Source organism: Vallitaleaceae bacterium 9-2 (genome assembly GCA_038396585.1).
Lineage (GTDB): Bacteria > Bacillota > Clostridia > Lachnospirales > Vallitaleaceae > UBA1351.
In genome coordinates this window covers 362,471-387,036 of record CP121691.1, presented here as the reverse complement: position 1 = coordinate 387,036, position 24,566 = coordinate 362,471, and the positions used below count along the sequence as shown (strand labels likewise).

Annotated in this window: 23 protein-coding genes; 3 read left to right on the top strand and 20 right to left on the bottom strand. The window is 37.2% G+C overall.

The features are described from left to right. Positions 1–230 precede the first annotated feature (230 nt). From QBE53_01895 to QBE53_01835, 13 genes are all read right to left on the bottom strand, one after another. Complete coding sequence (locus QBE53_01895; GenBank protein ID WZL81878.1) at positions 231–5,108, bottom strand: S-layer homology domain-containing protein; 4,878 nt, start codon at positions 5,106–5,108, stop codon at positions 231–233. Positions 5,109–5,338: 230 nt separating this feature from the next. Beyond that, positions 5,339–6,685, bottom strand: coding sequence for a GHKL domain-containing protein (locus tag QBE53_01890; protein ID WZL81877.1), 1,347 nt, complete (start codon positions 6,683–6,685; stop codon positions 5,339–5,341). After that, positions 6,682–7,404 carry a LytTR family DNA-binding domain-containing protein gene (locus QBE53_01885; GenBank protein ID WZL81876.1) on the bottom strand — a complete coding sequence of 241 codons (723 nt, stop codon included), beginning with the start codon at positions 7,402–7,404 and terminating at the stop codon, positions 6,682–6,684. The genes QBE53_01890 and QBE53_01885 overlap by 4 nt, the downstream gene beginning before the upstream one ends. 115 nt (positions 7,405–7,519) lie before the next feature. Further along, entirely contained in the window at positions 7,520–9,433 is a 1,914-nt protein-coding gene (locus QBE53_01880) for an endonuclease NucS (protein WZL81875.1), read from the bottom strand. 66 nt (positions 9,434–9,499) lie between these two features. Beyond that, positions 9,500–10,744 (bottom strand): amidohydrolase family protein, encoded by a 1,245-nt coding sequence (locus tag QBE53_01875; GenBank protein ID WZL81874.1) that lies wholly within the window; start codon positions 10,742–10,744, stop codon positions 9,500–9,502. A gap of 63 nt (positions 10,745–10,807) precedes the next feature. Beyond that, entirely contained in the window at positions 10,808–11,425 is a 618-nt protein-coding gene (locus QBE53_01870; protein WZL81873.1) for a hypothetical protein, read from the bottom strand. A 25-nt stretch (positions 11,426–11,450) separates the two neighbouring features. Further along, a complete protein-coding gene (locus QBE53_01865) occupies positions 11,451–12,041 on the bottom strand; it encodes a TetR/AcrR family transcriptional regulator (protein ID WZL81872.1) in 591 nt (196 codons plus the stop codon). A 187-nt stretch (positions 12,042–12,228) separates the two neighbouring features. Beyond that, complete coding sequence (locus QBE53_01860; protein WZL81871.1) at positions 12,229–12,642, bottom strand: RidA family protein; 414 nt, start codon at positions 12,640–12,642, stop codon at positions 12,229–12,231. 138 nt (positions 12,643–12,780) lie between these two features. Continuing rightward, positions 12,781–13,050 carry a CD3324 family protein gene (locus QBE53_01855; GenBank protein WZL81870.1) on the bottom strand — a complete coding sequence of 90 codons (270 nt, stop codon included), beginning with the start codon at positions 13,048–13,050 and terminating at the stop codon, positions 12,781–12,783. 202 nt (positions 13,051–13,252) lie between these two features. Next, positions 13,253–13,894, bottom strand: coding sequence for a lactate utilization protein (locus tag QBE53_01850; GenBank protein ID WZL81869.1), 642 nt, complete (start codon positions 13,892–13,894; stop codon positions 13,253–13,255). Between the two features lie 22 nt (positions 13,895–13,916). Beyond that, entirely contained in the window at positions 13,917–14,384 is a 468-nt protein-coding gene (def, locus tag QBE53_01845) for a peptide deformylase (GenBank protein WZL81868.1), read from the bottom strand. Next, positions 14,371–14,619 (bottom strand): helix-turn-helix transcriptional regulator, encoded by a 249-nt coding sequence (locus tag QBE53_01840; protein ID WZL81867.1) that lies wholly within the window; start codon positions 14,617–14,619, stop codon positions 14,371–14,373. Before QBE53_01840 ends, def begins: the two co-directional genes overlap by 14 nt. Positions 14,620–14,792: 173 nt before the next feature. Further along, complete coding sequence (locus tag QBE53_01835; GenBank protein WZL81866.1) at positions 14,793–15,485, bottom strand: MBL fold metallo-hydrolase; 693 nt, start codon at positions 15,483–15,485, stop codon at positions 14,793–14,795. 241 nt (positions 15,486–15,726) lie between these two features. On the opposite strand from QBE53_01835, the gene QBE53_01830 reads away from it, so the two are divergent. Continuing rightward, positions 15,727–16,380 carry a DUF4386 domain-containing protein gene (locus QBE53_01830; GenBank protein ID WZL81865.1) on the top strand — a complete coding sequence of 218 codons (654 nt, stop codon included), beginning with the start codon at positions 15,727–15,729 and terminating at the stop codon, positions 16,378–16,380. Here the strand turns inward: QBE53_01830 and QBE53_01825 are convergent. Beyond that, positions 16,355–16,960 carry a Crp/Fnr family transcriptional regulator gene (locus QBE53_01825; protein WZL81864.1) on the bottom strand — a complete coding sequence of 202 codons (606 nt, stop codon included), beginning with the start codon at positions 16,958–16,960 and terminating at the stop codon, positions 16,355–16,357. The genes QBE53_01830 and QBE53_01825 overlap by 26 nt on opposite strands. Before the next feature lie 160 nt (positions 16,961–17,120). On the opposite strand from QBE53_01825, the gene QBE53_01820 reads away from it, so the two are divergent. Beyond that, entirely contained in the window at positions 17,121–17,987 is an 867-nt protein-coding gene (locus QBE53_01820; protein ID WZL81863.1) for an aldo/keto reductase, read from the top strand. Positions 17,988–18,123: 136 nt separating this feature from the next. Here QBE53_01820 and QBE53_01815 read toward each other — a convergent pair whose 3' ends face one another. The 5 genes from QBE53_01815 to ybaK all read right to left on the bottom strand — a co-directional run bounded on the left by QBE53_01815 (position 18,124) and on the right by ybaK (position 22,475). Next, entirely contained in the window at positions 18,124–19,041 is a 918-nt protein-coding gene (locus tag QBE53_01815; GenBank protein ID WZL81862.1) for a BsuPI-related putative proteinase inhibitor, read from the bottom strand. A gap of 226 nt (positions 19,042–19,267) precedes the next feature. Next, the gene (locus tag QBE53_01810; protein ID WZL81861.1) at positions 19,268–20,845 is read right to left on the bottom strand and encodes a hypothetical protein; all 1,578 of its coding nucleotides are present in this window, start codon (positions 20,843–20,845) and stop codon (positions 19,268–19,270) included. A gap of 124 nt (positions 20,846–20,969) precedes the next feature. Then, positions 20,970–21,257 (bottom strand): DUF4491 family protein, encoded by a 288-nt coding sequence (locus QBE53_01805; protein ID WZL81860.1) that lies wholly within the window; start codon positions 21,255–21,257, stop codon positions 20,970–20,972. A 16-nt stretch (positions 21,258–21,273) separates the two neighbouring features. Beyond that, positions 21,274–21,978, bottom strand: a complete 705-nt coding sequence (locus QBE53_01800; protein WZL81859.1) for an alpha/beta fold hydrolase — start codon at positions 21,976–21,978, stop codon at positions 21,274–21,276. Beyond that, positions 21,975–22,475: a Cys-tRNA(Pro) deacylase gene (gene ybaK / locus QBE53_01795; GenBank protein WZL81858.1), complete on the bottom strand. Its 501-nt coding sequence runs from the start codon at positions 22,473–22,475 to the stop codon at positions 21,975–21,977. The genes QBE53_01800 and ybaK overlap by 4 nt, the downstream gene beginning before the upstream one ends. A gap of 125 nt (positions 22,476–22,600) precedes the next feature. On the opposite strand from ybaK, the gene QBE53_01790 reads away from it, so the two are divergent. After that, entirely contained in the window at positions 22,601–23,452 is an 852-nt protein-coding gene (locus QBE53_01790; protein ID WZL81857.1) for an S-layer homology domain-containing protein, read from the top strand. Here QBE53_01790 and QBE53_01785 read toward each other — a convergent pair. Then, positions 23,449–24,564 (bottom strand): ABC transporter permease, encoded by a 1,116-nt coding sequence (locus QBE53_01785; protein ID WZL81856.1) that lies wholly within the window; start codon positions 24,562–24,564, stop codon positions 23,449–23,451. The genes QBE53_01790 and QBE53_01785 overlap by 4 nt on opposite strands. Positions 24,565–24,566 lie beyond the last annotated feature (2 nt).

Here is a 24,566-nt window from a genome sequence, read left to right as displayed (position 1 = left end):
GTTTCCTCCCTTTTATGCTTTTTATATCTAATATTATACCATTTTTTTCTCGTAACGACTTGTCAAATTCTATATTCTACATTGTATTTCCTTGTAAATAGTTGTAACTCTAAACATTTGCATTGATTACCAACGTACCCTTAAGGTTGTGATAATATATATTTGCAGTCAAAAGAAGCTGTTGCGTGTTGCAACAGCTTCTTTTGGATTATTTTACATTATCTGCACTTTTAGTCTACAAACAAACGATCAAATCTTGTCAAAATTGTAGCCACTTCTGCTCTTGTGGCATTTCCCTTTGGATCTAAGACATGATTATCCTTGCCACTAATCAATTCGTTTGCCACTGCCCATTGTACAGCTTCTATCGCATAATTAGAAATCTGACTCTCATCCGTAAAATTATTTAACGTCGCCCTTTTTGATAGGTCATATCCTTTGAAACCGGCATATCGATAGAGAATAGCTGCCATTTGTTCACGGGTTATATTATCATTAGGTCCATACTTTCCATTAGAATAGCCGCGAACAACTTCATTTTGCTGTGCCCAGATTACACTGTTATAATACCAGCTCTTCTCCACAACATCTTCAAATACTGATCCCGTTGATACCGCTGGAGATTGTTCCATACGATGTAGTACCGTAACAATCATGCCACGCGTTGTACCAAGATATGGACTAAACTTGGTTGTTGAAGTCCCTGTAAACCAGCCTTTTTCCACTGCATTGACTACAGATTCATAAAACCACGCATTTGTTTTTACATCTTCAAATCCGTCGTCATCATCTGTTTTTACCGTGTCCATTTTTTTGAACGTAACTTTTAATGTATGACTACTTGTTATTTTTTTAAAAGTATAGCTATCCTTGGCTCCAACACTCTTACCATCAATCATTACATCATTAACTTCATATCCTTGGTCAGGTTTAAAAGTAAAGGTTTTATCGCTTGCTTTTCTTACTTTTTCAATATGATCCGTACCACCATCAGGAGTGATGTTTCCATTTTCTCCTTCTATGATTTTGATGTCATAATAGGTATAGCTACTTCCTCCTGAACTGCTTCCATCATCCGGAACCTCCGGAACCGTTTGTGTCGCATACACAATGGCATATGTTGAAAACTTATCGGCTTTAAACGTCAGTGTGTGATAGGTGCTGTTATATTGAGCATCAAATTTTTCTACCTCCCCATCATGCACACGAATAATTTTGTATACACCTTTATTCTGAAGTTCAGAAGGTAAATCAATGACTATACTTAATGACTTACCTGCCGGAGGCTGTACTGTTTCATCCGGTATTCCATTAATAGTTTTGATAAGTTTTGCATCAAGGTAGATACCCACTTCTTCTTTTGACCCAAGATTTTCTTCCACAAGCGTCTGATCTGAAGGGTTACTTTGGGTGATATTTTTGACCAGTAGTTTAATTTCTACTTTGTTTGACAGGCCATCTCCATCTATAAACATATCTTCTAGATTATCAACTGCGATGGTTGGTACAAATGATCGCCCATCATATCTTACCTCAACTGCGGTATCCCTATCACCTGATAATAAGATAGCATTCTGTGACGTACTTGCTTTCTTAACCGTAATACTATAGGTGTTCATTCTTCCTTCCGTATCTTGACTAACGACTAAACTGTATACACCATAAGGAATGTCTGTGATGCTATAGTCCCCTTGTGCATCTGTTGTTACACTTGCAACGGTGTAAGAATTGAATCCAGCAACCTTCATGATTTCTACTGCTGCATCTTCAATTGGATTTCCACTCTCATCTGTCACCTGCCCATTAATCGTACCTGTTTCTCTCGCCTTAAAGTTGGCTGCTATCGTTACATGTTCTGCCGGCATGATAAAGGTGGTTTGACTACGTGATGCATTTTCAAATATGACCCCTTCTGTGGTTGATGTCCATTTTTCAAAATATTGATCATGCAACATATCTGCTGTGATTGTTATTGTATCACCTGGGGATACAAAATAAGCACTTGCCTCGCCATCAATTATGTTGATTTCATATTCTTTAATTAACGCCGCATTCAAGTCTATTATATTTGCATTGTTGACAATAACTCCCGTAATCGTTTCTGTCTTATAATTTTCATAACCTATTTCTATTATATATGTTCCTTCCGGAACGTCAGGGATAATATATGTACCATCCTCTCCTGCAATAATTTCTGCACCTACTTTAGTATAATTTTCTCTCAGCAAGTTTATTGTGGCAGCAAGTCCTTCTTTGGTGTCCTTGTCTATAACTTTACCATGGATTGTATAAGTAATCGAAGGATATATTTTACCTACTGTAGCGGTATCTGCAATGGTGTAATAGTCTTTAACATTTTCACTTGAGATTTTTGCATGTTGAAAGTATACCGCATTGCCCCCTACAGTATTTTCAACTGTTCCTCCCCTTACTTCCAAGAAATTTACAGAAGAAGTCGGTAGTTCTTTTGAATAATCTTCAAAACAGATTGTGCCTCCCGGATATTGCTCAGTCTCAGCACAGTCACTGGTGACCATCGCCGTACCACTTATGATTATCTTTCCTATTGTTACTTCTTCATTTTCTCCAGAATTCACACTGGCAATTGCACAGTATCTGTCATCTTCAAATTGATTGACTTTTGATACAGTACCACCGGATACATGGATGACACCTTCAGGCCAATTAATTACTGTTCCTCCCCAAGCTGTGGAAGATACTGTTCCACCGGATATATTAACAGTTCCACCACCTATGTTAATGATGGCATGATTGTATTTTTCTGTTGTTGTCATCAATACGCTACCACCAGATATATTGACAATACCTGTTGCATCATTCCATAGAGTAACACCTATACCTTCTGATTCTACCTTTCCACGCATAATGTTAATTGTTCCTTCATTCACATTGAGAATGGCTCCGGCTTTACCTTTTGCTAAAACCTCACCTCCATCCACAGTAATTATACCCAGGTGATTTTTCATGGCTATCTGTTCTCCTGAGTTATCGCCAAAAGCTAAACTGTCAGCTTCAATCGTTCCACCGGATATATAGACTTCTCCATTACCCGAGTTTAATACCGTAGTAGCGTCAACACTAGTAGAATAGACTTTTAGGCGCCCATCGCCTGCTTCTGAATCATCGGTAATGGTCAATTTTCCCATTCCTTGGTGATGAATCAACGTCAATCCAATCCCCTCAACCGTATGACCAGCTAGATCCATAGTAAAATTAATATCGTCTTCGATATTAACCGTTGATGTTAGGTTGATATTTGATAGAAGCACAATTGTATCTTGTTCAACAGCCGCATCTACTGCCTCTTGTAATGTGGCATAACTTATCTGTCCAATCTTGGCTTCTGCAGGTTTTGGATAAATCTTACCCACACGATTTGGCGTCTCTATGTTATAATACTCACCAATATTTAATCCATCTACAGTAGGATCTGCATAATATATAGCATATCCTTTTGTACTTGCCGTATTTTCTACGGTTCCATCAACAGATAGTACGACCTTATCTGATGAACTTGCATCAGGAACTTCCATAAGATAAATTGTTCCATGTGAAGGTGAAGCATTTTGACTGGTGATGGTGGAATTATTTTGAATAGTGATTTTACCTGTGGATTGATTTCCAATGGCAAGACTACTCGGTTGTGTCGCGCGAACTGTCGCCCCGATAACATGCACATCACCTACATTAACATTAGCAATGGCAAGGCTTCCATGTCCTGTAGCAACTGCCAATGTATCGCTTCCTTCTAGCCTTAGTGTACCTGTTCCCAAATTAGCAAGGGCACAGCTCATGTCCTCATAAGAGCTTGCCGTAGATTCGAACGTTCCACCGAGGATAATTACAGCGCCTGTGCTACTATTTGTAATCGCACTTCCTCCCACAGCATCGCTTGTAATCTTTCCCTCACCTGCACTGTCCTTAATCGTCAGCTCTCCTGCACCGGCATGGAAAATACCTGCCTGTCCATCTGTGTTAAATGAAAGCACCTTACCATTAAGATCAATAGTGAAGTTATTGTTGTTACCAGCTGTATCGACAACGTCATCAACACCTGATAATCCCGTATAATCAATATCTTTTAATACGGTGATGGTTTGTCCTTCCAGCACTGCATCGACTGCCTCTTGTAAAGTTTCGTATTGAACATCATCTATGGCCGCCACAGGAAGCAAGGGTTCAGGAAACACCTTACCTACCGTTCCGCCTGTATGGATATAATAGTCGTTGACATTATCTTCTGTCACCCCAGAATAAATATTATAAAAGACTGCATACGCTTCGCCTTCACTTGCTGTATTTTCTACTATACCACCTTTTATTTCTAGTACGCCTTTTTCCATTACATTCCCGGAAGAATCCAAATGAATAGTCGCACGCTTAAACTCAGACGAAGATTTATGCGCTTGGCTAGTTACTTTAGCATCTCCACTAATCGTAATTTTTTTAGCTCCCCTTGCAGTAATTGTAAAATCCATTTCTGATTGAACCAAACCACCTGAAATAGTAACTGTAGAACCTATATCGGTTTCAATCGCAACGCCTACATCTACCGCTTTTACAACTCCCCCTGTAATCGTCAGTGTCGCCTCGTTTGAAATAGCCGTACCATGTTCTGCCAGAACCTGAACCGTACCATTAGAAACGGTCAGTGTCCCAGTATTCAAAATAGCCGTACCCCCATCTGCCTGGGTCTGCACTGTAGCACCTACAATCTCTAGTATTCCACTGGTCTCGTTATGAATTACTGTGCAAAACTCGCCTGTTGATGTTAGCACACCACCGCCAGTCCCTGCGATAGTTAGCGTTCCTGTTCCCTTATGGATGAGTGCGTCTGCTGAAGCTGAAATAGTGTTTCCATTTAAATCAATAGTAAAATCATTTGCATTTTCCGGTGTTGTAAGCGTATCCATCAATGCGATATCGTTCATTACAAGAATCGTTTGCCCCTCTGTCACATGACTTATGGCATCCGTTAACTCTTGATACGTCGTCACTTCTATAGTTAAGTTATTTGCTGCTGATGTAGGTACTATTCCAAGCATCATGCTAAAAATTAAAAATAGCCCCAATATTCGTTTTTTCATAATGATATCCTCCGTTATATTATCACCAACGTGTGTGCTACACGTCAAAGTGAATTTCATTACTCTAATTTTAACAAAGGTATCCACTTTTTTTCTTGCACTTTACAACAAAAACAAGCATTTCACACCAAAACTTTCCCTTCATTCATAATCATGCTCAAGCCGCAACAAAAAAGTAGCCACCTCTTTTTACAAAGGCAGCTACTTAGCAATCTATCTATTACAGATGTTTAGGACGTAAGCATAAGCGTGACCGACGATTGGAATTCTTGATCATGATAATCAAATTGTGTACTTCCGTTATACTTTTTGGCAATGTGTTCAATACTACCAATACCAAGTCCTCGGTGATTTCCTTTTGTCGATAAAAATCTGTTTTTTATTTTATTTGGATGTGTCTGGAAACTATTGTCCAACGTTATAATAAGCCTCTTGTTTAAGCACATGATATTTAATCGGATAAAGGGAATATCTATCTGGCTATCTCCTGCAGCCTCCAACGCATTTTCTAATAAATTGCCGAGTAACACTGACATATCAATATCTTGTATATTAATGTCTTTTGGAATGTCAATACGAACTTGAAAATCAATATTTTGTTCTCTGGCAAGTTCTTGATAATAACCTACAATTAAATCAATCGTTGGATTTTCACTAATCTTTATCCACCTAGAACTATTTGCATAGTCCATAAATTCACTAATATATGTTTTTGCCTTATTTATTTCATTATTATTTAAGAAACCTTCTAGTGTAACCATATGGTGCCTTAAATCATGACGCATTCTTTGAGAGTTTTCTATATTATCATAGATATGATGATACTGTTGTCCCTGGATAATAAATTGTTGTTCTATTTGTAAATATTTTTGTTGTGACAATAATCTTTCATTGGCATAAAAGAGTATTTTAAAAATCACAATATAAATTAAAAAAACAGTAACCACGAGAGTAAAATAAAACGATATCTGCTCACGACCGATTTTTTCTGCAAGACTTATTGATATAGCTTCTGACTTTAAGAGAGAATAGAGTAAAACAGAAATTATTGCTAAGTAGTTGCTTTCTTTTGTTGTTATACTATCTGAAACAGGTACGTATGCCCGTTTGACTAATAGCAACAATAGCGGAATGGCTACAGCTGTTAATATAGCTGTAAGAATAAAAGCATGGGGTGTGAAAGGTAAAAACCGGGCTGTCTGTGATACGTTTAACACCAGCTTATCTACCAGTGTTACTATCACATAGATGATGCTAGCAGATATTACACCAAGCAAAAAGACAAAAAGTTTTTTTTGCCATGCCTCTCTAACGATATATAGATACCATATAGCACACAAATAACGGCAAACTAAAAAAACTGAGTATGGTTTATTAAATACGGTATCTTGTGTAAAATTAATGGGTAAAACAGAAGCTACTGCAAAAAATAAAGAAATAGCAAAAACAAACAGCGCCGTTAACCACAGCGTATATCGCTTGGAAAATCTTAAATGCTCCTTAAATGGATAAATTGCAAAAAAAGAATAGGGTGCTAACTTTAACAGACAGCCAAACAGCAGCTCAAAAAAAATCATAACTTACCTTCCCTTACTAAAGAATAAAGAAACTGTTGATATTGCTTTTTAAGATCTTTCCTGTTTTTACGTGAAAGCATAATCTCTATGTTCCCTGGTAAAAAAATCCGATCATTAGAAACCTCTTCAATGCACCTCATATTCACAATATAACTGCGCTGTGCCCTCATAAATAAAGATTTATCTAGCATGTCAAATAATACCTCTAACGAACACTGTACCTGAACATGCTCTACTTTTGTATGTATAATAGATGTCCTATTAAAAACTTCTATGTAGATGATATGATTGGTCGGAATCGAAACCATACCCTTTGTTGACTTAACCTCAATCGTTTTATTTAACCGCATCTGCAGCTCCATAGATGTAAGGCAACGGTCCATAGCTTCCGTCACTGCTTTTTGCGTCAGTGGTTTTACTAAATAGTGTGTAGCATTAAGTCCAAAGGCTTCTATTGCATGTTCTAGGCTGGTGGTGATAAATATTATTTGACTTGTTTGGGCTTTTCTATATTGGCGCACGACTTCAGTGCCTTTTATCCCTTTTAGGTATATGTCCATAAATACGATGTCAAATTCTAATTGGCTTGAAAGAAAAGCCTCACCACTGTCAAAGCAGTGAAACGTTGGCTTGATATGATTATATTCACAATAACTGTTCAGATAGCTTCTTAAGCTGTCTACTATATTCGGTATATCATCACACAGGGCAATATGCAAAATCGGCTCTCCTTCCTTGGTCAATATAAAGGTTGTTATCCCATATACATTTTTCATTTATAGAAGTTAAATTATAGCATATTATGATTATTGTATTCAATATATTCTTATACACTTAACACTCAAAACCACCCACCAATAACCATCTGTTATCATTGCTTAAGTACAATTGACCCATTCCCCAGCCAATCCCTTCTCCCCAAAAAGTCGCACAATCTGAGCACATAATTCCCCATGCATTCGCGTCTTTTAGTTTGCCATCTACCATATATTTTTCATTTGAAAGTGTGCTACCACAGAGTTCGCATTCACATGGTGGATTAATATAATACTCTTTTAGTTCCTTACCTTTGTCAATATCTGCACTAGCGTCTAGCATCCGCTCGGCTGAGCTTCCATCCATCATACCACCATTATCTCTTGGAAATATCTTGCGAAAAATTTGCTTTACAAGTTTTTCATTTTTTTCTAGATACTGAAAATATAACTCAATGTGATTTATTGGATCACATTTTCTCCACCGGTCATCGCGCAACATAAAAAAAGTGCGCTTCGCACCTAAAATATCGCAGCGAAATGAACGATATGCACACCCTAGGTCTTCTGTTATATCAAGGTCTCGCTTCTCCCAACCGCCCCAAGTCATCGTCATTAAGAGTGCATCCAGCCTACCGTCATAATATTTATCCAAGATTTCATTCAACATCAACGCTTGCCCATTATCTTGAAGCCCTCCGTAGTATATTCTTACGGGCTCTGGGTTATGGACCACAAGATAGTAAGATGGTACATATAGACACCCATTTTCTCTTGTCGTTACCAGATATATTGTAAAAACGCCTGTAGCAGGATTAAATACTGAGACATCCACCTTAGCCATTGGAAACTCCTGCTTAATTTCATCTAAACACCTTAAGATATGATTTTTCCAAACACTGTTCTCCTTAAGTGTCGATTGTATTTGGTTAGAGACCGATTCCATGTCTGCTTGTTTAAAGACCTCAACTGTCCTCTTAAGCTTTTGTCCTGTAGAACCATCTTCACCTAAGAGCTCCGAAATAATGGTTGAATCAGAGAGCAATGTGTTTTTTTGAAAAAATCCATAGCGTCTTATTTCTTCTATTGTATATTCCGCATTTTCCAAGAATGCGTTGATTTTTGCCGGATATCCAATTTCATAACAGTCACTATAAAACGATGGCTCCACAGCCACTGCGGATTCATGGAGATAACATAAACTTTCATTTTCATCCTGCATCATAAGAATTACTTCTTGCGCTTCTTCATATTGCTCCTTGTCAGAAGATAATATTTCTAAATATTTTTCTTTTGGTAAGGTTTGCATTGCAAAATATGCTATGTATTCATAGGTTGGCAATGCTACGTCTTTTTTTACCTCAAGTCCACTTATGTTGCCCATTTGGATAATTGCATCTTTCATCGCAATTTCTCTCTCTGAAATAATTGGGTTTGGCAAGTGGATTACCATAATTATATAATCCTCTATCCCTTTGACTTTGCATGATTGTTCCATCGATTGGATGGCTCTATCTAGGCGCTCTTTATTTTCACACCAACACATATCATGCCAAGGAGCTATAAAGCGACCATTTGTTAATGGAAGCCAGGATACTGGCCACGTCTTTATCTTTGTAGAATCACTTACTTCAATTTGCACTCCCTTGACATTCAATTTTGTGTCACAGACAAATCTTGAAAAAGGAACCAGAAGCTCTCTCCACTTTGTTGACGCAACAATGACTCTAATTTCATTATCATTTGCCCCCAAGTGGGCTTTTACCCCTTCAACATATTTAAACACTTCATGTATGGCTTCCCGAGAGGATGCATCACTTTTTTTTAGTTCAATGATAACATGATTCCCGTTTTTATCTTTGGCATATAGGTCAATGAAGCCTTTCGTCCCTAATGAATGGGGTATGTATTGTTCTTTGCTAAGCAAAACCAACCCTTGTTCCAATACTTCAATATCCTTTGCAATCATGTCTCTTAACGTTGCTTCTGTCATGTGTTCCCACCCCTTATTTATCTTCTTTTTGCCACTTTATTTTTTCATTTTATAATTGAAAACGCTTTACTTCAATAATTTTTTTCTTGTTTTTTTTATCCATTCTTGATTTAAGTACCTCCCTTTTGTCATGACTGCATATATCTCCATCGCATTTTCAATATTGTCTAAGGGATTGTTATCTACAATAAGTAAGTCCGCATCATTGTTGAGCTTAATTGTCCCCACCCTATCTTGAATAGCTAACATGCGTGCAGGATTGATTGTCACCGTTTCGAGAATTTCATAAGGTGTAAACCCTGCGCCTTCCATATATTTCATTGTTTCGTGCAATGAACTTCCTGCCGGTATCGCATGAGAATATTCATCCGTCCCTGTCACTATTTTCCCGCCTTGATTATGAAAGGCTTTCATATATTGAAGCGCCTTCTCCATACTCATACTCGTCTCCACATACCTTTCAAAATCATTTGTATCATGAACCATAGGTGTAGGACAAATCCACATATCCGTATCAATAATCTCCTGAATGGACTCTATCAACTTATCCACCTTATTATATTCAATACCGTGTCCATATAAGTGTTCACTCGACCACAGTCCTTTTTGCGCTGCATATTCTGCACTAATTTTATAGGGAACATGACCTGCCACTAAGATTCCTTTTACTTCAGCAATACGCATCACTTCATCAAATACATCTCTCGACAAGTTATTATATATTTTAATAAAGTCATAACCTTCATCGATGACCATTTCAATAGCAGGTAACACCTCATCGACTTGTTTTAGAACAATAGAGTCTCTAGGCCACATAGGATCTGGTCCATCAAACAAAGGGGTTCCAACAAACATTTCTGGTCCAAGCAACTTCCCTTTTTTTATACTCTCTCTTCGATCAAGATGTACCTTAGATCCTTGCATATTTCTCACTAAGGTAACTCCATAGGCCAAGAACCTTTGGTGAGTCTGTACCTCATTGGCGTGAACATGCATATCTGCAAACCCCGGTAAAATATATTTATCTGTGCAGTCAATTATTTCAACATCCTTGGGATAATTGATATGCTTGTCTTGTCCAATAAATGTAATAATTCCATTAGACACAAGAATTGAACCCTTAAAAACGTCCTCTTCATTTTCCATAGTAATGATTGTAGCATTTTTAAGCAAATACTTTTTGTTTTGAGCAATGTCAAGTTTTCGATATTCCAATTCACTATATTCAATTTTTTCGTCTTTTTGAAAAATAAGTGCATAAAAAAATACACATACGATAATTAAGCTCAATACGCCTAGACCCTTTTTCATTTTTTACTCACCCTCATTATTCTCAATCACCAAACGTGTTTATTCATTACTTCTCGCATTGATTCATTGTATCATATTTATAGATTTTTTTCGATAGGGCTCTTCTCTTACCATGTGTCCATATATAATTTTTAAGAAAAGGACAGGGACAAACCATCCAAACCCTTCAATCGGTAAAATGAGAAATGTATTGATTAAAACGGCTAATAACACCATCATCATGGAGACGGGGCGTTGTAAAAATAATGGCGTCTTGTGTACAATGATTGCCGCCGTCATAAAAATCAAATACCATAAAAGACCATATAACCAATCCATATTATTAAATACAAGACCTACAACAAAAGGTTGCACATGAATACCCGCGAATAACAAATGGTTTTTTAAGATTCTTCCCGACTTACCTTCGTCTTGTTTCGCTTCTGTATGATAAAACCGCTTCCCGGAGTTCAAAGCGTTACTAATCATGCCTCCACCCAAATCAAATCCAAGTAGCACTCCAATAACAATCTGATAAATATTCCATTGAAGCTCACCATTTAAATTAAGAACGACCAATACACATGGGATGATTAAACTTCCCACATACCCTAGTATTCTCTCTTCCAAATAGGCTCCTGTGCCATTAACAAAATCTTTTTTCCCAGAATACTCCCAATTAATTATTACGTCATTTTTCATCTTTTTCTCCCTTTACTCAATACATTTATAGTTTTCCCTCTAAGATAAATTCGACTTGTTTCTTCACTTCTCTCATCATGAACGCATATGTCATTAAATCATTATAGACAAATTCATTAAAAACAGTGATTGAGCATCCATATATACATTTGACGGCCGTTTGAACATCAAATTGTGGACTGATTTTTTCTTTTTCTATCAATGCTCTAAATAAAGCATCCAAATTATCCGCAATAATTTGATCTGCATCCATGTAGCTTTGTCGGCTACTTTTAGAGTCTACATCTGTAGCATCATAAATAATTGAATAATATTCCCGTAATAATGTCCGATGAATTTCTTTTGCATTTTTCACATAAAATTCAATGATACGACAAATCTCTTCAATGATTTCTTCTTTTGAATTGAGGTCAACCACATCGTTTTTATATTTGACAGAGGCTACATCTTCAAATAAAGCAGCAATAAAAAGCTCACTTTTTGACTTAAAATAGTTAAACAACGTTCCTTCACCTATCTCGGCTAGTTTAGCTATTTCTGATGTTTTAACATTTTTAAAACCTTTTTTTTCAAATAGATTTTTAGAAACATCAAGAATTTTTTTTCTTGTCATCATTTTCTTTTGTTCTCTTAATCCTGAAATAATATCTCCTCCTATAATATGAGTATACTCATAATTGAGTATGCTCATATTATAGGGTTATACTTCTTTTTTGTCAATACATATTTTCAAACAAATACAGTTCTGAAAAAATAATGACCTTTTCACTTGCCATTACCATAACTTTTGGAACACGGTCTAATTATACTTTATTGGGTGATAATGCTGCAACAGCTTCAATTTCTACTAATTGATTAGCATATCCTAATACTGTAACTCCAAATAAGATGCTTGGGACATCATGTTGCCCAAATTCTGCTCTTATTGTTTCCCATGCACTTACCAAATCTGATTGTTCGTCAGATGCTACAAGAACTCGAGTATATGCTACGTCTTCCAAATTAGCTCCACACTCTTTTAGAGCTATCTTCAAGTTCTCTACGCAAAGCTTTGCCTGAAGTTCATAATTGCTTTGGTCAGGTACTTCCCCATTTTTATCAATAGGACATGCTCCCGCCATAAAGAACAATTCCATTCCTGAAGGTGTATGCCCTGCATATGCATAATCTACTTTGGCTAATTTTTTTGAATGCATCAATGCTATTTTTTTATTCATATTATCTTTTCTCCTTTTTATATACGATTTCTTCATTATTATATTAAGGCTTCTTGATTTTTTAAGAAAGATAATACTTTTTTCTATATCATTTTTTATACAAAAGCTACCATACATTAAATGCATGATAGCTTTTGCTTACTTATCTTTTTTATATACGATTTTCTTAATACTGCTATCTGATAGAAAAAATTCTTCTGCTAGATGTCGAATGGATTGCCCAGCTATATATTGCTTTAAAATCTTTTCATTTCTTTTTTTTAAATATTCTCGACTCTTAGTTTTTTCACCCCATCTTTTTCTCTTGTCAGCAGGAGAAGGGATGTACACATATTCCCCTTGGATATATTTTTGAATCTCTTTAACTAAATCCTCCGGTAATATTTTGTCGATTCTTACATATCGCATAAAGCTCACTTCCTTAATTTAATTTTTACTAAGGAAACAAAGCCTGTATATGTATGAAATTATCTGTCAAAAGCGACTATATCTCTTTCTCTGTGCAAATTGTCGCCAGCCTCATACTTACAGACTTTGCACAGAGCATATCAATCATTTTTCTATCCATGAGAAAAACATTCATGTTATCACACTCCCTATTTGTCGAATATTAATACCCTAATGCTTTTGCCACGATAATAACCTTTATCCTATCCTTTACAAATTGCCCGGTTATAGTAACAAAGTCATTGCAGATACGATTTGGACTTTTGCAATCCACACAATGTCCCAATTTCGTACAGGGTGTATCTTTGTTCAATCTCTTTGCATCAATGGGCGCTGCATAGTTTCTTACTCTTTTTTCCGCATCTTCTATGTTTCGCACCAATTTGTTGATACCAGCTACAATAATTACTTGCTTGGGTCCATAAATCATAGGGGCAACTCTACTTCCATTCCCATCAATATTGTATAATTTTCCATCTTCGGTTAAAGCATTGGTACTGCACAAAAATGTATCTGCCAAAAAGTTCTGTATATAAAGCTTCTTCTTCTCATCACTTGTAATTCCTTCTTCGTATTTATCTAAGAAAACATAGTTTCCATTACGTACAAAATCCAATACTCCGGTTTCTATTAAAGTTAGTGAATCACCCACTCCTACAACAGAATGCTCCTCAATAAGCTCGTCTATGAGCTCTAATAGCTCCTGTTCATCTTGTACAAAAAACCCTTTCATATTATTTTTTTCCAATGCATCGATAGCCTTTTGTATCTGTTTACTGATAAACCAAGAAATATTTTTATCCATATGATCTCCTTATAGTTCCTTGTCACTCATTACCTTCTTTCGAATAATACTCAATCACCTTATCTAAAAAGACTTTTCCATCTAAATGCTCTATTTCATGACAAAAACATTTTGCCATCTCTCCTTCACCTGTTAACATCAGCTCTTCTCCATATTCATCAAGTGCTTGAATCGTAACAGATTGCGGTCGAATGGTTTTTCCAAAACGTCCCGGATAACTTAGGCAACCTTCAATGCATTCTTGGACACCGCTGCTTCCAATAATTTTAGGATTCACTAGTTTTAGATACTGATCATCAAAATCGATGACGATCAGCCTACGCAATATGCCTACTTGATTGGCTGCTAATGCTGCACCATTAGGCGTTATGTGAAGTGTATCCATCATATCGTCCAAGATACTACGGATATGGTCGTCTACTATCGCAACTTCTCTACACCTCTTGGTTAATACTTCATCCCCCTCAAAGCGCATCTCACGAATTGCCATTAGAACACCTCCTACTTATTGCCGCACGTGATTTTTTAATGCTTTCTTCAAATAAAAACACGTCCTCAATTGCACATCCAAACGCTTTTGCAATATCATATGCTATCCAGATCGAAGGCTCAAACTTTTCTGTCTCAATGGCATTGATTGCCTGTCTTGAGGTGCCGATTATCTGCCCAAGTTGCTCTTGAGTTATCCCTTTTTGTTCTCTTAGTTCTTTAATACGGTTTTTCACGAGTCCATTTTTCTCCTTTTTATTCCAAAAGTAAGGTTAACATTACTTTCATTCTATCAGCTACCACATTAAATAGCAAGCGAACATTATTTTCACTCCATTTTATGATACATAAAAAGACTAAGATGTGAAGCATCTTCTGCCCCACCACTTAGCCTAAAAAAATGAATTGTCTAAGGTATTAAGACCCCTCCATGATAGCAGATAATTTCTTTTGCTTCATATGTCAGGATTTTACGTAGCGATGCCTCAGCCTCATCTATATCTAATGTATATTGAGGATTTGCGATTACCAACGTCCCATTTTCTAAAGCTGCAGCGTCCCCTGTAATCATAACTTTTTTCTGATTTACAAAGATTGAGACGTGACCTGGCGTGTGGCCTGGTGTTCCTATTATCGTACATCCCCCACACCAATCAAAAAGCTCTCCATCAACTACTTCCAAATCCACCTCAACCGGTTGTACATTTTTTAATATATTACAAAACTCCGCTCCAAAAGCTTTTTGTTCTTGAGGCAATTGGGCCTGCATGGCCTCTGCTTGTTCCAACCGCAGAGATTTTTGTTTACCTGAAATATACCTTGATTCTTTTTTACTTGCAACTACCTGTATGTTTGGATACTTCTGTTTTAGTTTATATAATGCGCCCATGTGATCATGATCTTGGTGTGTAATTAGCACATGAGTCAAATCCTCGCAATAAAGATTGTGCTCTTTCATCGCCTTCTCTATAGCAGGAAGAAACCCTGTATATCCACAATCAATTAAAACCATATTCTGCTCATCTATTAATACCGTTGGATGAATTGTGTCTTCAACATCACCAAATTTAAATTTTATATCTAAAACAATTATTCTATTCATTAATTAAATCCTCTTTATTATAAATTTTTCTTTATTTGAGATTTTATATCATTATTTCTTTTTTCAGTATAGATTGTTGGCATACTGTTGTCAATCGTCCATTCGCCCACTATCAAGGAAAGCTAGTTCCCTGTTGTTTGTATGCGCTTTAAATGATGCGAGGCATTGACTTAAATCAATGCCTCGTATCATCATTTCTGTCATAATGTGTCTATACTTAATTATGAAAGGAGCAACACATATGAAAAATCATTCAACAAACCCTATACGTTTTTGGAGCAAGCTATCCGGTCTCTCCCTAATCATCATGGCATTAGCTGCAGGCTATGCCTATGGATTTGTTTTTAACCACTTTTATGTTCCCAACAATCTCTCCCAAACGGTCAACAACATTCTCGCCCTTAGACCACTATTTTTTTCCGGTGTAGCTGCCTGGTGCCTTATCTTAATCTCTGACCTTATCGTTTCCTACGGGTTTTACCGTTTCTTAAAACCCATCCACCCGCACTATGCCATTGCTTCCGGATTACTACGGTTAATTTACTCCTTGTTCTTAGCTGTCGCGATTATTTTTCTATTCACTTATGCCATGGATCGTTTTTTAGTGTTTTGGTCTATGGGCCTTTTTATCCTCGGTTTTCATCTGATCATAACAGGTCTTGGCAGCTTATACGCCCCCAATATTCCCAAGGTCTTTGGACTCCTTCTTATCCTTGCCGGTAGCGGATATAGTTTAATTCACGGACTTGAGAACTTCATCCCCCAGGCAGAAGCCCTTGCGGCTTCATTGGAAATGGTACTGGCTATACCCATGACCATCGGCGAACTTTCCTTTGGTGTTTGGCTTCTCGTTCGCGGCGGTAAAATAATCAATCTACAGCCTTTAGATGCCTAAGCCCCAGACGTCCTTTAATCCTACTTAAAGATTCCGGCGTCATCCCTAGATAACTTGCCAGCTGATGCTGGGGGACTCGCGTCAATAAGTCCGGCCTTTTTTGCATCATATCTTTGACCCTTTCTTCTGGTGTCATACGTATAAAGGCTGCAAAGGTATCCTGGAGGTTCCCCATACCGGCTTCCATCATTTTTAACACAATGGACTCAAATTCAGGATATTTTGCCATCGCGCTTTCTTGTTGACTCAGTTCCCCAACAATCATCACCGATTCTTCAAGACATTCTACAAAGTAGTCCGACCGACTATGTTCATCATTTGGAAATAAGGCAATACTTTGATTTTCTGTGAAAAATTCTGAGGTGACCTCTTTTCCCTCTTCATCAATCGAAAATTTTCTAGCACATCCGTCAAGAACAAAATAGCATCTTTTTGGTATTTGGCCTTGTTCTATGAGCATCGTTCCCCTTGCAAACGTCTCAACCGGAATATGGTCCACCATTTTTCGTAGCAACTTCGCATCGAGTTCGCTATATTGTTGAATCGCTTTCACCAATTTATCTAAGCCTTTATTTTCCACTTAACCCCCACCTTTCTCACTCTATTCCTTTACTATTGCTCTCCTTCTCTTAACAAGTAGTTTTTCATATATTCATTATAGCAAATTTTTCGGTGAATTGAGTGATGAAGTTGCTTCTGTTATAATCAACGTATACACATATTTTTAAGGAGGAAAGTCTATGCAAAAAATTAATGGTTTTGATGGAATCGAATTATCACGCATTGCCTTTGGCGGTATCATCGTTATGGACGAAACACAAGAAGAGGCCAATCACTTTGTTCGCGAAGCAGTAGACATGGGCGTTAATTATTTTGATGTAGCCCCGACTTACGGCAATGCAGAAAGCCGGCTCGGCCCCGCACTTGAACCCTATCGAAAAGACGTTTTTTTGGCGTGCAAAACAGAAGACCGAACCCAAGTAGGAGCTCAACGCCTCCTTGAACAGTCGCTAAAAAATCTACGAACCGATTATCTTGATTTATATCAATTGCATGCCGTTTATAACTTAGAAGATGTCGATACGATCTTTGGCCCCACTGGTGCCTTTAAGGTATTTGAAAAGGCTAAAAAAGAAGGTGTCATCAAACGTATCGGGTTTAGCGCACATTCTACCGAAGCCGCACTTGCCTTGATGGACCGTTATGATTTTGATTCAATTATGTTTCCCTTTAATTTTGTGTCCATGATTAAAAACGGCTATGGCATGCATGTCCTTCGAAAGGCCAAAGAAAAAAACATGACCGTAATCGGTATCAAATCCATGGCCCTATGTGAGCATAAAGCCTCCGATGATGTTAATCACCCCAAAGCTTGGTATCACCCTATCGAGGATTTTGAGCTTGCGCGTAAAGCCGTCAGCTATTCTGTCTCCCAGGGTGTAGACATTATTATCCCTCCCGGAAATTTTGAAGCTTTTAAATGGGCTGTTGAAATTGAACGCAAGGGACTAAGCTTAAGCGATGAAGAATTTGAAGCTTTAACAACTCTTGCCAACCAAACTGTCCCATTATTTCCTAATAAAGAAACGCTAAAACAAAAAGGCTAATCCCCATTATCCTTGGAGAGATTATCTTCACGCCAGGAGTGTTTTCTAGAGAAAAAAAACCGAAGATGCAGTATATGGTCCTTACTGCATCCCCGGTTTTTTTTATTTATAGGCATTTTCTTTTATTAACTTCAATCTATGGAATATCGATAAGAACTTCACTCGATAGTTCTATCGGTTCTTCCCCAAACTTAAACTGACTGGTAAAGACTACTTTATAGGCGCCTGCAGGAAGTTTTTGTCCTGAAGCATCTGTATAGTCCCAAGGGGTTTCATAGCGAACATACCCTTCTTTTTCAATATCCACATCCGTGATTACCGTCAAGAAGCTTCGAACACTTGCCCAATTATAAACCTGGTCGCCATCACTATTATAGACATTGAAGTCAAACGTTTGACTTGAACTAAATGTAATGACCTGATCGGATTCAGTTTGATTATGGATATCAAATATAAATTCGACGCTATCACTTCCCACCTTCGCATCTAAGGACGCATCAAAGGCTTTTTCTTTTTCCACAATATGCCCTTCCGCTTTTAAGTAATCTAAGGATTGGACTAAAATCATCGCCGCTTCCCCACGCTTTAAAGGACTATCAGGCTCTATCAGCTCGTCTACTTGAGGTCCACCTTCTAGCCTAAATAATCGTTCAAACTCCATGGGACGTATCGGTTCATTTGGCTTGAGTGCCCTATCAACCGCCACACCATTGGCTCCGATAATGACAAAAGCTTTGGCATACCAGGCATCATTATCCGCTTCTAAAAAATAATCGCTTGCCAACGGCTCTTTTATAAAACGGAAGCGGTCTAAGTTAAGGTCAAAAACATTCACTGCCAGTTGAATCGCCTGTGCATTGGTTAAGAAATCATCCGGCCTGTACATACCATTGCCTACACCTTCCACATACCCTTCCATATATAACTGTTGGATTGCCTCTTGATAGACGTGATCCTGAATATCGCTAAAAAATTCTTGTCCGTTTATAGGTACCTGAATCCCTGTTAATAATATCATCAAAGCAAGTGGAAGACTTATTTTTTTTGTTAACATATACTTTCCTCCTTTGTTTACACTCTTTTATCTATCACTGTTATATACATTTGACGTATTCTTGAACGGATTTGTTCCAGGTGTTTCCGGCAGTTTTCCGATTACAAAATGAAACCGAAAACTAAAAAACGAATTTTGCTATTAGCAGGACTTTCCCACTAGATTAAAAAAGCACCACTACTCATCAGATCATAACTAAGTAGCGGTGCTTCTATCTTTATACTATTTATTTTTCAATCGTTATTAACCTTGCATCGCCATCCCAACCAATGGTATAACCAAAGTTTTCAAATTCTCTAACCTTCACATAAGACACACCGTCTTCAATTATGAATTCATTAATATAAAGCTTTTCTCCATCTCTAAGAAGATAAGGTTTTTTCACTTCATTATCCCATTCAATGGTTTCACCAAATTTTTCTGCAATCATTCGTGTCGGTAAATATGAGGACCCGTCTTTAATAATTGTATCTATTAATCCGGTGTCACTAAGTTGACCTTGGCTAATATTCATCATTACATACATATCATAATCAACATAGATTTGCATTGACTTTGGCATTCGATCCAAATACTCAGTAAATGTAACTACATTATCTGTCGGTACTTCTACATCAAATGAATCGATCTCTTCAAATGATTCATTGATTGTCATCGTTGCATCAAAGGTCACACTTTCATCGACGATATCATTCACTTGCACTTTAAGCATTGTGTCACGTGTGAAAACATCATCTTCCTCGCCTATTGTAAATGTCAACATAGACCCTTCAATATATGCTTTCATCATACTATTATATAAAACTAAGGCTTCTTCTAAGTCATCTTTGTATTGGTCTTTATTATCAATAAAGTCTTCTGAAGCATCTTTGAGCTCATCAACCAAAAGTTCTTTGTTCATCATATCCATTGCATACACACCGACTAAGAGACTATATTCTTCATCGCTTAATTCAAGTATATATTCTGATATAGCATCGACTAAGTCTTCGCTATTTTCTAAACTGTAATCCAAAAATCCAATAACTGTATCTCCAAGATTATCCGCATCAAACGTTATGGAATATTTATCATCTTCTTTTTCAACGATATCCATGGAATAGTCGCTATATACTTCTTCAAGCATCTGATCAACAAAACGTGAATATGCTTCTGATTGTTTTTGTCTTGCACCAGCATCTAACTGCCCTTTGAACTGTTCAGCTATTAACTCACCTTCTACTGAACTTCCTGAAGTAGAACCAAGTAAATTAGCATAAAATGTAATCAATTCCTCATCGGATATACTGATATATTCTATACCGCCAAACACCGAATCAAACTCATCATTCAATTGTATCATTTCTTCTTCTGTTACAAAACTTGAAAATACATCCTTTATCGCCTGAATATAATCATCTAACTTTACATATGTTGTATCCACATTTCTTATCACTGTCATTAAAGGAATAGATTCGTCAGCGTTATTTGAACTCAAGTCAAATTGGGCTACCGTTTTGTTGTTTTTAACATCGGAGTCCATAGTATATACAAAACTATTATCATTAGTAAACGCTATAACAGCATTAATAACTTCTATTTCTGAATCGTCCATACCACTTTCAAGCATTTCTTGTGGAAGTGTATCCAAAGAAAAAGAAACTTTTCCTTCACTACGTACCGGCTTTGAAAGCACTAATTCATTCAGGTCTTTGTACAAATTATAAAAAGATAATTCTTCTCTGGCACATCCTGCAAAAACACTCATTGTTAAAATAGTAACTAATAAAATGCTAATCATTCTTTTCATTCTTCTAAACTTCATAAAAATAGTCTCCCTTGTCTTTTCTAGATGTCTTTTTACATCATTCTATTTTAATTACAACTCACATTATAACATAGTCCTGTTATTCTTCAAACAAAATAATAAATCTTTTATTTTAGCGCACTTATCTTTTATTATTTGGATTGCTCGGGAACCAGCCCTTGCGAACACGTTCCTCTTGTTCGATAAGTTCATGGATACTCCAAAGAGAAGAAAAACCAGTAATACCTAAAATAGAAGCTATCACTATACTATCCACAAACAAGGAAGCAACAATTAATGCCAAACCTACAATTAAAAAAAGTGGCCATGCTTTTTTACCCATATAATATTCCGTTTTAATAACAATGGGATGAAAAATCCCAATAATTAGAAAAGCCACTGCTCCAATTACTAAACCTTGAAATTTCATAACGCCTCCTTAATTGCTATCTCTCAATAAACTCCATTATACGATTAACGGTTTCTTTTTGTTGTTGCTCATGACTAATCTTTGCTTTTCCATCATCTTCTTGCTCTCCGTAATCACCAAAATAAGCATGGTTACCGTCTTTTATTTCATAGATTTCATCAGCTCTTTTTATTTGTTCAAGATCCAAAAGCAAGTCATGGGTTCCATATATTACTAAGGAATCAACGGGCGCATTATTGACAGGATACGCTCCAAGCAAAATCATTCCTTGCACTTTTTGATGATTTTTCTCCATATATTGACTAGCCATAGCTCCGCCAAGAGAATGACCTGCAATATACCACTGGTCAATATCTTCATACATACCAAAGACATCATTGGCCGCATTCATATCTAAGACAGCTAAGTTTCCCGGCATTTCAACTAAAACTGATCTTATTCCTCGATCTGCCAATTGCAGTAAAAGAGGCATATAAGCAATTGCTTCCACTTTTCCACCAGGATAAAAGATCATCCCCACCTTCTCATCCGATATGCCTTGCGGTTGTATAGATATATATTGCCCTTGTCTAGTGATTCTTGAATTATTTTCTTCCATAAGAACCTCTACATAGTCACTAGCCGCATAATAATCATTGACATAAATAATGGCTCCAAAGCCTAGTAAAACAAAAAATACGATGAGCCCGAGGACTATTTTTTTTACCGATTTTTTTTTCACTGCACTTCCTCTTTTCTTTCCTTTACTATATCCACCAATTCACTCTCAACCACTTTCATCAGGTCTTCAAGTAATAAATCAACCTGCATCCCAATACGCCCTCCACTACATACAATTCGCCCACTATGGGATGCACTTACATGAATAAAGGTTTTAAAGCTTTTCTTCATTCCTATAGGAGAACACCCTCCATGGATATAACCCGTTGTTTTGAGCAAGTCTTTTTGCGCAATCATCTCAACCTTTTTTTCTCCAGCTGCCTTGGCGGCTTTTTTTAAATCAAGGGATTCACCTACCGGTACAACATACACGTAATAATCTCCACTATTGCCTTTGGTAACCAAGGTCTTAAAGACAATTGCAGGATCTATACCTACTGTTGTTGCTACTGTCACGCCATCTGTCTTACCATCGACAACAGTATATTCATGCACCTCATATTGAATCTTATATCGGTCTAAAATGCGCATTGCATTTGTTTTATTGTTTTTTGCCATTATGTATTCCTCCAGATTTTGTATAATTTCTAGAAAACGCTGTATGTATCATATCACAAATAATAAATTACGTGTACAAATGTTACATATGCTATAATATGAATATATGAAAAGGAGGCTTCTTTATGAAAAAAATTCTATTAACCTTTGCTTTTATACTTAGTCTTACATTAAGCGCTTTGCCCTCGAAACTTGTCCCTGAACTAATTCCTTCCGTTGATGTGGTCTCAGCTGCTACATCAACTCCTGCCCCAAAACCTGAGCCTGTTCCAACTCCTGAGCCAGTGCCCGAGCCAACACCTATTCCGACACCTGACCCTGTGGTCGATAATATATCTTCTCTCAATAATTATTCAGCCTGGGCAGAGTCTGAACTAGAAGACGCATTAGAACAAGGACTGATACCTGAAACTTTAACAGGCGATTTAAGTAGCCCTCTGACCCGATTAGAATATGCTACCCTTGCCGTCCATTTCTATGAAATGGAAACCGGCGAAATAGTTCCACTGGATTTTGCTTCCCCATTTACGGATACTCAAGATGAAAATGTATTAAAGTCCTATGCATTAGGCATAACCTCTGGTATCGGTAACGGACATTTTAATCCGGATGGCCTTGTTACGCGTCAAGAAATAGCAACCTTTATCTATCGAACTCTCACCGCTGTATATGGGGATATGACCATACAAAGTGAACAAACGCCTTATGATGATATGGATAGCATCTCCGATTGGGCAAAAGAAGCTGTTCATTTTACACATCACTATCAAATCATAAAAGGAACGGATGAACATCATTTTTCACCCCAACTAGTCGCTACCGATGAAATGGCCATTATTATGCTTGAACGTAGCCTTGACCACGTTCAGGAATATGAGGAACATTCCTTATCTGATAATCTTGTAATAGATGACGATATGTATGACGAATACGATGATGATATGTATGACGACGATGACGAGCACGATGATGATTAATCCAATCTTTTATTAAAGCTTACTGTTGTGATTCCAATAAGTACAAAAATGATGCAGAGCATAGCCACTGTTGCCGACCATAAATAAGTGATAGAAACACCTTTAATAATGATGCCCCGCAAAATAATCAGAAAATGTGTAATCGGAAATGTAGCACTGATATATTGAATAAATCGAGGCATGGATTGTCTTGGAAACATAAATCCCGATAAGAGGACACTAGGCAATAGAAATGCCAAAGTTGCCTGTATGGCTTGTCCTTGGTTTTTTGCTATAGTCGAGACTAGCATGCCCATGGATAAGGCCCCAATTAAAAAGATGAGTCCCAATAAAGACAGTTCTAAAAAGCTTCCGGCAACCAAGACGCCAAACACCAGCCGACTTAATATCATAACAATGACAAAGTCATATATACCAATGATGATATAAGGAATCAATTTTCCCATAATGAGTTCAAAGGACGTCACCGGAGTCATAATAAGCTGTTCAATGGTTCCAAGTTCCTTCTCCCTTACCATGGCTAAGGCGGTTAGAATAATGGTGATATTTTGAAGAATTAGCCCGACAACACCCGGGATATTAAACTTGGCACTTTCAAGTGTGGGGTTATATAAAACCATGGGGGAAGCTTTAACACCGGCTTGACGTATCGACGTCTTAAGATTTAGATTATAATGGTTGCTAATGAGAAGGGCATATTGTATGGCTGTTCTTGCAATGGTAGGATCTGAACCATCGACAAGAATTTGAATATTTGCCTCTTCTCCTCGCAAAATGGACGTAGCAAAATCTTTGGGTAAAATTAAGCCGACCTTAATATCCCCTTTTTCAATCGCTTCTTCTAAGCGACCGACAGATGTTAACCGCATGGTATCAATAAAATAATCCGCATGTATAAACGCATCAATGAGCATCTTGCTTTCGTAGGTGCCTGACGGGTCATAGATACCTAATTCAACATCCGTTACATCCGTATTAACGGCAAAGCCAAAAATCATCAACATCATAATCGGCAAGATAAAAGAGATAATCATACTGGGTTTATCTCTTTTTATATGTATAAACTCTTTTTTTGTTACCGTGAGCATGCGATAAAATCGGAAGTTGGACATGG

What these genes read in the sequence shown, in the direction of transcription:
- QBE53_01865 (WZL81872.1), bottom strand. Translation starts at nt 12,041, where the DNA reads ATGATGACAAGAAAAAAAATTCTTGATGTTTCTAAAAATCTATTTGAA.
- QBE53_01785 (WZL81856.1), bottom strand. Translation starts at nt 24,564, where the DNA reads ATGTCCAACTTCCGATTTTATCGCATGCTCACGGTAACAAAAAAAGAG.
- QBE53_01890 (WZL81877.1), bottom strand. Translation starts at nt 6,685, where the DNA reads ATGATTTTTTTTGAGCTGCTGTTTGGCTGTCTGTTAAAGTTAGCACCC.
- QBE53_01805 (WZL81860.1), bottom strand. Translation starts at nt 21,257, where the DNA reads ATGAAATTTCAAGGTTTAGTAATTGGAGCAGTGGCTTTTCTAATTATT.
- QBE53_01830 (WZL81865.1), top strand. Translation starts at nt 15,727, where the DNA reads ATGAAAAATCATTCAACAAACCCTATACGTTTTTGGAGCAAGCTATCC.
- QBE53_01895 (WZL81878.1), bottom strand. Translation starts at nt 5,108, where the DNA reads ATGAAAAAACGAATATTGGGGCTATTTTTAATTTTTAGCATGATGCTT.
- QBE53_01810 (WZL81861.1), bottom strand. Translation starts at nt 20,845, where the DNA reads ATGAAGTTTAGAAGAATGAAAAGAATGATTAGCATTTTATTAGTTACT.
- def (WZL81868.1), bottom strand. Translation starts at nt 14,384, where the DNA reads ATGGCAATTCGTGAGATGCGCTTTGAGGGGGATGAAGTATTAACCAAG.
- QBE53_01855 (WZL81870.1), bottom strand. Translation starts at nt 13,050, where the DNA reads ATGCGATATGTAAGAATCGACAAAATATTACCGGAGGATTTAGTTAAA.
- QBE53_01860 (WZL81871.1), bottom strand. Translation starts at nt 12,642, where the DNA reads ATGAATAAAAAAATAGCATTGATGCATTCAAAAAAATTAGCCAAAGTA.
- QBE53_01820 (WZL81863.1), top strand. Translation starts at nt 17,121, where the DNA reads ATGCAAAAAATTAATGGTTTTGATGGAATCGAATTATCACGCATTGCC.
- QBE53_01835 (WZL81866.1), bottom strand. Translation starts at nt 15,485, where the DNA reads ATGAATAGAATAATTGTTTTAGATATAAAATTTAAATTTGGTGATGTT.
- QBE53_01815 (WZL81862.1), bottom strand. Translation starts at nt 19,041, where the DNA reads ATGTTAACAAAAAAAATAAGTCTTCCACTTGCTTTGATGATATTATTA.
- QBE53_01875 (WZL81874.1), bottom strand. Translation starts at nt 10,744, where the DNA reads ATGAAAAAGGGTCTAGGCGTATTGAGCTTAATTATCGTATGTGTATTT.
- QBE53_01880 (WZL81875.1), bottom strand. Translation starts at nt 9,433, where the DNA reads ATGACAGAAGCAACGTTAAGAGACATGATTGCAAAGGATATTGAAGTA.
- QBE53_01870 (WZL81873.1), bottom strand. Translation starts at nt 11,425, where the DNA reads ATGAAAAATGACGTAATAATTAATTGGGAGTATTCTGGGAAAAAAGAT.
- QBE53_01790 (WZL81857.1), top strand. Translation starts at nt 22,601, where the DNA reads ATGAAAAAAATTCTATTAACCTTTGCTTTTATACTTAGTCTTACATTA.
- ybaK (WZL81858.1), bottom strand. Translation starts at nt 22,475, where the DNA reads ATGGCAAAAAACAATAAAACAAATGCAATGCGCATTTTAGACCGATAT.
- QBE53_01850 (WZL81869.1), bottom strand. Translation starts at nt 13,894, where the DNA reads ATGGATAAAAATATTTCTTGGTTTATCAGTAAACAGATACAAAAGGCT.